At 65.8% G+C, this 10,265-nt stretch carries 7 protein-coding genes and 1 pseudogene; 6 read left to right on the top strand and 2 right to left on the bottom strand.

The window, feature by feature from the left end:
* The 5 genes and pseudogenes from K0F85_RS28570 to K0F85_RS04320 all read left to right on the top strand — a co-directional run.
* Nucleotides 1-1,380, top strand: a pseudogene (locus K0F85_RS28570) (ribonuclease E/G); the annotation flags it as partial.
* An 88-nt stretch (nt 1,381-1,468) separates the two neighbouring features.
* Entirely contained in the window at nt 1,469-2,809 is a 1,341-nt protein-coding gene (chrA, locus tag K0F85_RS04335) for a chromate efflux transporter (protein WP_219114706.1), read from the top strand.
* 29 nt (nt 2,810-2,838) lie between these two features.
* Complete coding sequence (moaA, locus tag K0F85_RS04330) at nt 2,839-3,960, top strand: GTP 3',8-cyclase MoaA (RefSeq protein ID WP_257572518.1); 1,122 nt, start codon at nt 2,839-2,841, stop codon at nt 3,958-3,960.
* A 62-nt stretch (nt 3,961-4,022) separates the two neighbouring features.
* Complete coding sequence (gene glp / locus K0F85_RS04325; protein WP_257572517.1) at nt 4,023-5,870, top strand: gephyrin-like molybdotransferase Glp; 1,848 nt, start codon at nt 4,023-4,025, stop codon at nt 5,868-5,870.
* A 312-nt stretch (nt 5,871-6,182) separates the two neighbouring features.
* A complete protein-coding gene (locus tag K0F85_RS04320) occupies nt 6,183-7,082 on the top strand; it encodes an MHFG family PEP-CTERM protein (protein ID WP_219114704.1) in 900 nt (299 codons plus the stop codon).
* A 12-nt stretch (nt 7,083-7,094) separates the two neighbouring features.
* On the opposite strand, the gene rmuC is transcribed toward K0F85_RS04320, so the two are convergent.
* Both rmuC and K0F85_RS04310 read right to left on the bottom strand, forming a co-directional pair.
* Nucleotides 7,095-8,456, bottom strand: a complete 1,362-nt coding sequence (gene rmuC / locus K0F85_RS04315; protein ID WP_219114703.1) for a DNA recombination protein RmuC — start codon at nt 8,454-8,456, stop codon at nt 7,095-7,097.
* Nucleotides 8,457-8,460: 4 nt separating this feature from the next.
* Entirely contained in the window at nt 8,461-8,856 is a 396-nt protein-coding gene (locus K0F85_RS04310) for a group II truncated hemoglobin (RefSeq protein WP_219114702.1), read from the bottom strand.
* A gap of 133 nt (nt 8,857-8,989) precedes the next feature.
* Between K0F85_RS04310 and K0F85_RS04305 the strand changes: the two genes are divergently transcribed.
* Nucleotides 8,990-10,246: an MFS transporter gene (locus tag K0F85_RS04305; protein ID WP_219114701.1), complete on the top strand. Its 1,257-nt coding sequence runs from the start codon at nt 8,990-8,992 to the stop codon at nt 10,244-10,246.
* Nucleotides 10,247-10,265: the final 19 nt, after the last annotated feature.

Raw genomic sequence — 10,265 nt, 5'->3', positions numbered from 1 at the left:
CCTGTCGCCCCAGCCAAGCCGGCCGGCACCGACCGTGGCGACCGCAACAGCCGTGGCCCGCGTGGCCGTGGCCGCAACGGCAAGCCTGGCCGCGAAGAACGCGAACCGGGCCAAGGCCGCCCAGCCCAGGACGATGCAACGAAAGAAGCGGAAGCACTGGAAAAAGCGGCCCGTCCGCCACGCCCACCGCGTCCGCCACGCGAACCGCGTGAAGCGCGCGAAGCCGTCGATGCAACGGCGGCGCCACGCGAGCGCGGCGAACGTCCGGAACGCGCGGAACGTCCCGAGCGCGCAGAGCGTCCGGAACGCGCCGAGCGTCCGCCACGCCAGCCACGCGAAGGACGCGAACCACGCGCCGACAAGGCTGTTGTGGCTGAAGTGAAAGCTGACGAACTGGCCCTGCTTGGCGCCAGTGCCAGCGCCGTCAACGTGGTCGTGGCGTCAAACGGCCCTGAATCCGACGCCGCACCGGCGAACCTGCTGAAAGCACCGGCAAATGCCGGTCCTGAAGGCGACGAGACGGAAAACGACGCGGAAGGCGAAGAACCGCGCCGCCGCCGTCGTCGTGGTGGCCGCAACCGCAACCGCCGCGACCGTGAAACGGGCGAGCTGATCGAATCGGCAAACGGTGAAAACGATGGCCAGGACGCGCCGGTGATCAGCTTTACGGTCGCTCCGGCACCGCAAGCTGCTGCTGATGCGGCCCCAGTGGCCGCCGCCGCTGTCGTCGCCGTCGCTGCGCCAGTGGAAGCTGCCGTCGCAACGCCAGCCGCCGTGGCGGAAGTGGTCGACGTGGTCGACGTTGTGGAAGCTGCCAAGGTCGAAGAAGCTGCTCCTGCCGCAGAAGCTGCGCCAGTCGCCGCAGTGATCGTACCGGAAGCGCCTGTTGAAGCCGTCGTTGCTGTAGCGCAAGTTACGTCAGCCGCTGTCGAACCAGCGCCCGTTGCCGAGTACAGCTTTGCCGAGAAAGCGGAAGCGGCACCGGCACCAGCGGAAATCATCATGGAAGCCGTGCCCGAGGTAGAAGCTGCGCCACTGGTGGAAGCCATCGCCGTGAGCGAAGAAGCGCCAGTAGCCGAAGCAGCACCTGTCGTGGTGGAAGCCGCACCGGTGGTGGCTCCTCCTGCACCAGCGCCAGCACCTGTAGTGGCTCCTGCTCCTGTAGCTCCGGCTCCAGCGCCAGTGGCCGCGCCGCTGGACTTGAATGCGGTGCTCGGTTCGGCCGGCCTGACCCTGGCTGCCACTGATCCGGAAAAACTGCGCCTGGCGCAGGAAGCCGCTGCCAAGGCAGTTGCCCCGGTCCGCAAGCCGCGCGAGCGCAAGCCATTGCCGCCGCAATCGGATGAGCCGTTGATCCAGGTCAACACGCAACGCCCATAAGCGTGCCGGGTTCGCCCTGCCGCCAATGATGAAAGGGGAAGCTCAGGCTTCCCCTTTTTTACGTCCCCACCTTTGCCAGCCAGCCGCCATGCACGAGAACCTTCCGCCTCCCGCCCCCGTCAGCCTGCGCAGCGCCTTCTGGTACTGGCTCAAGCTGGGCTGCGTCAGCTTTGGCGGCCCGGCAGGGCAAATCGCCATGATGCATGCGGAACTGGTGGAAAAGCGGCGCTGGATTTCCGAGCGGCGCTTCTTGCATGCCCTGAATTACTGCATGCTGCTGCCGGGACCGGAAGCGACCCAGCTGGCCATTTACATCGGCTGGCTGATGCACCGCACGCGCGGCGCCCTGCTGGCCGGCCTGCTATTCCTGCTGCCCTCGCTGCTGTTGCTGATCACCCTGTCCTGGCTCTACATGGCGTATGGCCATGTGGGCGCCATCGCCGCCATCCTGTATGGCATCAAGCCGGCCGTCGTCGCCATCGTGCTGGCGGCCGCATGGCGTCTGGGCCGGCGCACCCTGTGCAGCCCCGGCCTGATCGCCATCGCGGTGGGCGCATTGGTCGCCATCGCCGTGCTACGGCTGCCTTTTCCACTGATCGTGCTCGTCGCCGCTCTGCTGGGCATGGCGGGCGGGCGCTGGCTGCCGACCCACTTTCATGGTGGCAGCACGCAACACGGCGGCGCGGCCCGCTACGGCGCCGCCCTGATCGATGACGACACGCCCGCGCCGGAGCACGCGCAGCTCAAATGGCCGCGCCTGCTGGGCACGGCCGCCGTGGGCCTGGTGCTGGCTTTCATTACCTGGCTGGGCCTGGCGCTGGCGGGCGGGACAGGCCAGCCTCTGGCGCAGATGGGCATGTTTTTCAGCAAGGCGGCCCTGCTCACCTTCGGCGGCGCGTATGCCGTGCTGCCCTACCTGGTGCAGGGCGCTGCCGAGCACTACCACTGGATCAGCAGCGCGCAGATGATGGATGGACTGGCGCTGGGCGAAACGACGCCCGGCCCGCTGATCATGATCGTCGCCTTCATCGGCTTCGTGGGCGGCTGGAGCCATGCGGCAGGCATCACTGGTGAGCACCTGTGGCTGGCGGGCGTGTGCGGCGCGCTGGTCGCCAGCTGGTTCACTTTCCTGCCTTCGTTCATCTTCATCCTGGCCGGCGCCCCCCTGGTGGAAGCGTCGCGCGGCAACCTGCGCCTGAGTGCGCCCCTGACGGCCATCTCGGCGGCCGTGGTGGGCGTCATTGCCAGCCTGGCCCTGTTCTTTGGCCGCCATGTCTTCTGGCAAGAAAACCCGCAGCCGCACTGGGACTGGCTGGCCATCGCCATCGCCCTGGCGGCCGGCGTGGCGCTGCTCAGGTTTCAAGTGGGCACCATCAAATTGCTGCTCGCCTGTGCCATCTTCGGCCTCGTGCTATCGTATCTGCCTTGAACGACTTTACGTAAACGGCATCACCTTTCATGGCTGACAAGATTATCTACCTCGCCGAGGCCCGCAACGGGCCTTTGGCGATCCCCGCGCGGCTGGAAAGCCCCAGCGGCAACGTGGCCGACAGCCTGGGCCGGCCCCTGCACGACCTGCGCATCTCGATTACCGACCGCTGCAATTTCCGTTGCGTGTATTGCATGCCGAAGGAAGTGTTCGACAAGAACCATGTGTATCTGCCGCACACGGATTTGCTGTCGTTCGAAGAAATCACGCGCATCGCCCGCCTGTTCGTGGCGCACGGCGTGGAAAAGATCCGCCTGACGGGCGGCGAGCCACTGCTGCGCAAGAATATCGAAAAGCTCATCGCCATGCTGGCCGAACTGCGCACACCCTCGGGCCAGCCGCTGGACCTGACCCTGACGAGCAACGGTTCCCTGCTGGCCAGAAAGGCGCAGGCCTTGAAGGATGCGGGCCTGAACCGAGTCACCGTCTCACTCGATTCGCTCGACGACGCCACCTTCAAGCGCATGAACGATGTCGACTTCGCCGTGGCCGACGTGCTGGGCGGCATAGCTGCGGCGCATGCGGCGGGCCTGGGACCCATCAAGATCAATATGGTCGTCAAGGCCGGCATGAACGAGCAGGAAATCGTCCCCATGGCACGCCACTTCCAGGGCACGCCCTATATCTTGCGCTTCATTGAATACATGGATGTGGGCGCCTCGAACGGCTGGAACTTGCAGGAAGTCATCCCTTCGGCCGAAGTCGTGCGGCGCATCGCCTTGCACATGCCCTTGCTGCCCATCGATCCCAATTACGCGGGCGAGACGGCGGCGCGCTGGCGCTACGCCGATGGCAGCGGCGAAATCGGCCTCATTTCCAGCGTTACGCAAGCTTTCTGCGGCGATTGCAGCCGCGCTCGCCTCTCGACCGAAGGCAAGCTGTACACGTGTTTGTTCGCCAGCAGCGGCCACGACTTGCGCAGCCTGCTGCGCGGTGGCCGCAGCGACGCGGAAATTTCCTCGGCCGTGGCGCAGTTGTGGCGCGGCCGCGGCGACCGCTATTCGCAATTGCGCACCAGCCAGACGGATTTGACGGGCGGCGCACTTGAGCAGGGTAAAAAGAAAGTGGAAATGTCGTATATCGGCGGCTGAATCGGGCGCAACGCACGCGCGCCGCTGCTACCATGGCGCGTGCATCCATTTTCCTACCTGACATGATCAACAAACACGACATTACCGGCCTGCTCCTGGCTGGCGGCCTCGGCACGCGCATGGGCCAGCGCGACAAGGGCATGCTGCCGCTGCATGGCCAGCCCCTGGCGCGCCACGTGCTGCAGCGCCTGGCGCCGCAAGTGGGACAGCTGGCCATCAGTGTCCACGCCGATGCCGGTGACTATGCGCGCTTCGGCCTGCCCGTGTGGCCAGATGCGCTGCCGGGCCAACTGGGCCCGCTGGCCGGCTTGCATAGCGCCATGCAGCACGCCACCACGCCCTACCTGCTCAGCGTGCCGTGCGACTCGCCCCTGCTGCCGCCCGACCTGGCGGCGCGCCTGGCCGCCGGTCTCATCGAACACGATGCCGACCTGGCCATCGCCGTCACCGAGGAAATCGATCCGGCGACGGGATCGGCCGTGCGCCGCCCCCACCCCGTCTTTTGCCTGGTGAAAACCTCGGCCCTGCCCCAGCTCGATGCCTACCTGGCTGCCGGCGAACGCCGCATGCGTACCTGGCACGGCGCCTTGAAACTGGCCGAGGTGCTCTTCGACAACCATGGCGCGTTCGGCAATATCAATACCCCGGACGAACTGGCCGCCCTGCAGGCGCAGGACCTGTCCGTGCCGATGGCGCAAGCCATCCTGGCCGATACGGTCGCGCCCGTGGCCGAGATTGAAACCTTGCCGCTGCCGCAAGCGTTCGAGCGCATTTTGGCGGCCGACATCATCTCGCCCATCAGCGTGCCCGCGCACGACAATTCCGCCATGGATGGCTATGCCTTGCATGGGGCCGACCTCGGTGGCGATGTTGCGCTGACCCTGACAGTGGTCGATACCATCCTGGCCGGCCGCCCCGGCACAGTCAAAGTTGGACGCGGGCAATGCGCGCGCATCATGACGGGCGCCGTCATGCCGGACGGCTGCGACAGCGTGGTGCCGCAGGAACTGGTGCAGCAGGCCAGCGCAAGCAGCATTAGGCTGGCACCGGACTGCATCCGCCCCGGCGACAACCGCCGTTTCAAGGGTGAAGACTTGATGCAAGGCCAGCCTGCGCTGCTGCAAGGCAAGCTACTCGGACCGGCCGAACTGGGTCTGCTCGCTTCGCTGGGCATCGCCTCGGTGGCCGTGCGCCGGCGCCTGCGCGTGGCCTGTTTTTCCACCGGCGACGAATTGCGCTCGATCGGCGAGCCGCTCGCCGCTGGCTGCATCTATGACAGCAACCGCTACACCCTGCTGGGCATGCTGAGCCGCCTGGGTTGCGAAGTGCTCGACATGGGCATCGTCAAGGATGCGCCGCAAGCGCTGGAAGCAGCCTTGCGCGGCGCCTGCGCCAAGGCCGACGTCATCATCACCTCGGGCGGCGTCTCGAGCGGCGCGGCCGATTTCACGCGCGAGATCCTGGCGCGTCTCGGTGAAGTGGCCTTCTGGCAAATCAACATGCGCCCGGGGCGCCCCATGGCCTTTGGCCAGATTGCCAGCGAAAACGACACGGCTTTGCTGCTGGGCCTGCCCGGCAACCCCGTGGCTGTGATGGCGGCGTTTTATTTCCTCGCCCGCCCGGCCTTGCTGCGCCTGATGGGGGCCGATGCGGAGACGTCCACCTTGCCGCTGATGCAAGTGGTGGCGCAAGCGCCCATCCGCAAGAAACGCGGCCGCACCGAATACCAGCGCGGCATCGTCGAGCGCGGCGCGGACGGACGCCAGCACGTGCGCGTGACGGGGGCGCAAGGCTCCGGCATCCTGCGCTCGATGACGCAAGCCAATTGCATGATCGTGCTGCATGAAGCGCAAGGTCAGGTGGCGGCTGGAGACCTCGTCGATATCGTGCTATTCCATGGATTGACCTGATCCGCCAGCGCCGGCCAGGCTGACGCGCTGGCCGGGCCGCATTCCACACTCCGCCGCCTGCTTCCCCTCCTCTTCACCAACGGCCCGCCCTGTGCGGGCCGCTTGCATTAGCCTTTCGCAATCCCCTCCTGCGCGGCAACTGCTTGCATACACAGATAATAATATTAATTATTTCCACAAATATCGAATCAATAAACACAACACTAATTGCAATAATTTTATTTATTAGTTGATATTGAAGTTTCTTTGGTGATAACATTCGAACTTATAGAAAAGTTCAATTTTGATATTGTTTTCACGAGGAAACTAACAATGAGACACAGCTCATGGATCGCGGGTGCCAGCATGCTGGGAGCGGCTTGCCTGCTTGGCATGTTGTCCCTGGCGCCACTGCCCGCCTATGCAAAAGGGGGGCCACGGGCCGACGTGCTGGAAAATTGCAGCTGGAACCGTCCCGGCGTTGACCCATTCATGGGTGACGTGGTGGCGGCCGTAGACCGCTATACGGATATCGCGCCGCCAGTGCGCGAACAATTGAAGGCGCGCATGCGCGCGCGCCAGTACGATGAGATCGTGGTGATCAGCCGCGACGCCATCCGCGGCAAGGGCAATTACAACGCACGCATCAGCGACATGCATTTCGGACCGGGCCGCGTTTGCCGCAATGTCACGCGTGCGGGGTGGAACGAACAAATGCAGGAACGGGGACTCGTGTATTGCGTGCAGGGCCAGTGCATCCTCGTACCGACGATCTGCCGCAACGTCAGCCGTATCACGCAGGCGCCCGCGTCGGCGCCGCCGGCTGCTGGCGGTGCCGCTCCCGGCGGTGCAGCACCCGTTGCCGCCGCGCCCGCCGCCCCGGAAGCGGCAGGCGTGCCCGTGATCGACAATCCCGACGCCTTGCGCGGCGGTTCTTTCACGGGCGGCGCCATGCCGCCCGAGGTGGCAAGCATGCCCTTCCTGCCCTTCGATTATGTGCGTACCGCCGGCGGCATCACGCCGCCAGTCGGTGCAGGCGGTGGCGGTGGCTTGCCGCCTGGCTCGACGGGCAGCAGCATCATCGTGCCACCCACCGTGATCCTGCCGACACTGCCGCCCACCGGCCCGACAGCCCTGCCGGCCGTGCCGGAACCGCAAACCTGGGCCATGCTGCTGGCGGGCCTGGCGCTGATGGCCAGTGCTACGCTGCGCCGCCGGCCAGCGGCAGCATAAACGCCGACGGCGCTATTCGCCGTCCGCCTTACCCAGCAGCAAGGCAGCCGCTTCGCCCGGCAAGGCTTCCACGGATTTCAGCTTGCGCGCCATCTGCCGGCTGCGTACTTCCGCGCTTTCGATATTCTTCGCCGCCTTTTCCAGGGTCAGCCGGGTTTGCGACAGCACGTCGCCGAACTTGCCGAACTCCGTCTTGACGGCGCCCAGCACCTGCCACACTTCCGACGAGCGCTTTTCCAGCGCCAGGGTGCGGAAACCCATTTGCAGACTGTTGAGCAAGGCCGTCAGGGTGGATGGCCCGGCGATGCTGACCCGGTGCACGCGCTGCAATTCGTCGGCCAGTCCCGGGCGGCGCAACACTTCCGCGTACAAGCCTTCCGTAGGCAGGAACAGGATGGCAAAGTCGGTGGTCTGCGGCGGCGCCAGGTATTTCTCGGCGATGGTTTTCGCTTCGCCGCGCACGGCGCGTTCCAGCTCGCGTCCCGCCAGGGCCACGCCGTCGGCATCGGCCCGCTCGGCCGCATCGACCAGGCGCTCGTATTGCTCCTTGGGGAATTTCGCATCGATAGGCATCCAGACGGGCGGACCGCCATCGCTCAAGCCCGGCAGCTTCAGGGCGAATTCCACGCGCGCGCCACTGCCAGGCAGCGTTTCCACGTTCTTGGCGTACTGGTCGACAGTGAGTACCTGCTCCAGCAGCATTTCCAGCTGCACTTCGCCCCAGGTGCCGCGCGTTTTGACGTTGGTGAGCACCCGCTTCAGGTCGCCCACGCCCAGCGCCAGCTGCTGCATTTCACCGAGACCCTGGTGGACTTTTTCCAGCCGCTCAGACACTTGCTGGAACGAAGCGGAAAGACGCGTCTCCAGCGTCGCATGGAGTTTCTCGTCGACCGTCTTGCGCATCTCTTCCAGGCGCGCACCATTGTCGGCCTGCAAGTCGCGGATCTTGCTTTCCAGCGTGGCGCGCACTTCCAGCATGCGCTGCGCATTCGATTCTGTCAGCTGGGCCAGGGTTTGATTCGTGCTCTCGGCAAAGCGCGCCAGGCTTTGCGCCTGTTCCTCGCGCCCGACTTTCCCCTGCGCCTGCATCTGCGTGCGCAGGCTGTCGAGCTGTTGCAAGGTCGCCGCCTGGAATTGTGCCAGGCCGGCGGCCAGATCCTGGCGCGTCGCCTGCGCAGACGCCTGCAGTTGCAGCCGCACTTCGCGCTCGACCCGGTCGATGCGTTCCAGACTCTGCTGCTGGTGCTGCTGCACCAGCGCCAGCGTGGTGGCGCCATCGCCGGCGGTGCCGCGCGGGCGCAGCAAGAGCAATAGCAATAAGACGATGGCGACGATGGCGGCGCCCAGCAGGCTGTAAAACTCGATTGGGCTCATGGGATCAGTCAGGTTTGTTGCGCATCCAGTCGGCCGTCTGATAGAACGATTCCATCAGGCGCACGCGCAGGGACTCTTCGATGCCCGTGTCTTCCATGGCCCAGGCCATGGCGCGCAGCCACTGGTCGCGCTCGCTGGTGCCGATGGCGTAAGGCAAGTGGCGCGCGCGAAGGCGCGGGTGGCCGAATTGCTCGATATACAAATCCGGTCCGCCCATCCAGCCCGTCAGGAAGAAATACAGCTTGTCGCGCGAACCGTCCGTCGAGGGCGGATGCATGACGCGGATGCCGGCAAACTCGGCTTCCAGTTCCATCAAGTCGTAAAAACGGTCGACCATTTCACGCAGCACGGGGGCGCCGCCTATGGTCTCGTACAGGGTGGGGGCAGTGGTATCAGTCATGGCCGTCATGATAGCGCAAGCGCCGGCGGCCCACGCGGCGCCCGCTGTCACTGCCACAACAAATGGCAATATACTTGACTGATCAAGCTTTAATCAACTACCATGCAAGCTCTCAACCACCAACACGACGAACATGGCGACCACAACAGACTCCTCTTTGCTACGCAATGGCAACTTCCGCTGGCTACTCGGTGGCGGCCTGATTTCCATGCTGGGCGACCAATTCAGCATGCTGGCCCTGCCCTGGCTGGTGCTGAGCCTGACGGGCGATAGCCTCAGCCTTGGCATCGCCGTGGCCCTGATGGGCGCCCCACGCGCCGTGCTCATCGTGTTGGGCGGCACCGTCGCCGACCGCTATTCAGCCCGACGCGTGATGCTGCTGAGCAAATATGCGAGCGCCGCCATCCTGCTATTGCTGGCAGCACTGCTGTTGCTTGGCCACGCCAGCCTGACGCTGGCGTATGTGGCCGCGTTGGCACTGGGCATCGCGTCGGCCTTCGGCATTCCCGCCGGCACGGCCATCCTGCCGCAAGCCGTGCCGCCGCCATCGCTGCAGACGGCAAACAGCTTGCAGATGGCGGTGCGCCAGTTGTCCTTGCTGGCCGGCCCCCTGCTGGCCGCCCTCGTGCTCGGCGCCCGCGATGGCGCACAGCAAACCGGCATGGAGTCCCTGGCCGCCGCCTTTGCCATCGATGCGCTGACGTTCCTGTTTTCCGCCTGGACCTTGCGGCAAGTCAAGCTGCGGCCACTGGCCGTGGCGGCGGCGCAGGGCATGTGGCGCGACATGGCGGCGGGCCTGGCCATGGTGTGGCGCGACCAGCCCTTGCGCAGCTGCTATGTGTACTGGGCGGTGGTGGCGTTCTTCGTCATGGGGCCGCTGCAAGTGGCCCTGCCCGTGCTGGCCAGCGAGCGCCTGCACGGCGCCTCGGCGCTGGGCTTACTGATGGGCGCGCACGGCGCCGGCACCCTGGCCGGCATGCTGGCATCAAGCCTGGGCGGCGCCTGGCTGCGCCGGCGTTTCGGCGCCACCCTGCTGCTCGTCGACGCCTTCGTCGGCCTGCTGCTGATGGGGCTGGGACAAATCAGCACGGCGTGGCAAGGCGCGGCCCTGCTGGCGCTGACCGGCATGCTGGGCGGCTACTTGCAGGTGGTCATCTTTACCTGGATACAACGGCGCGTGGCGCCCGCCATGCTGGGCCGGGCAATGGCCCTGTTCATGGCCCTCTTCCTGGGACTGGCGCCGCTGTCGGCGGCGGCCACGGGCGCGCTGCTGCGCCGTCTCACAGTAGGCGAGCTGTTCTGCGGCGGCGGCGCCCTGCTGCTGGCCGCCGCCGTGGCGGCGGCACTCTTCACCGCCATCCCGCGCATCGCCGGAGCAGAAACGCTTTGAACAACGAACATGAGAGAAA

This window comes from Janthinobacterium sp. UMAB-56, assembly GCF_900095265.1.
GTDB lineage: Bacteria > Pseudomonadota > Gammaproteobacteria > Burkholderiales > Burkholderiaceae_D > Janthinobacterium.
This window is presented reverse-complemented; position numbering and strand designations above follow the sequence as displayed.

Coding starts and splice junctions, on each gene's coding strand:
- chrA (WP_219114706.1), top strand. CDS start 1,469: ATGCACGAGAACCTTCCGCCTCCCGCCCCCGTCAGCCTGCGCAGCGCC.
- moaA (WP_257572518.1), top strand. CDS start 2,839: ATGGCTGACAAGATTATCTACCTCGCCGAGGCCCGCAACGGGCCTTTG.
- glp (WP_257572517.1), top strand. CDS start 4,023: ATGATCAACAAACACGACATTACCGGCCTGCTCCTGGCTGGCGGCCTC.
- K0F85_RS04320 (WP_219114704.1), top strand. CDS start 6,183: ATGAGACACAGCTCATGGATCGCGGGTGCCAGCATGCTGGGAGCGGCT.
- rmuC (WP_219114703.1), bottom strand. CDS start 8,456: ATGAGCCCAATCGAGTTTTACAGCCTGCTGGGCGCCGCCATCGTCGCC.
- K0F85_RS04310 (WP_219114702.1), bottom strand. CDS start 8,856: ATGACTGATACCACTGCCCCCACCCTGTACGAGACCATAGGCGGCGCC.
- K0F85_RS04305 (WP_219114701.1), top strand. CDS start 8,990: ATGGCGACCACAACAGACTCCTCTTTGCTACGCAATGGCAACTTCCGC.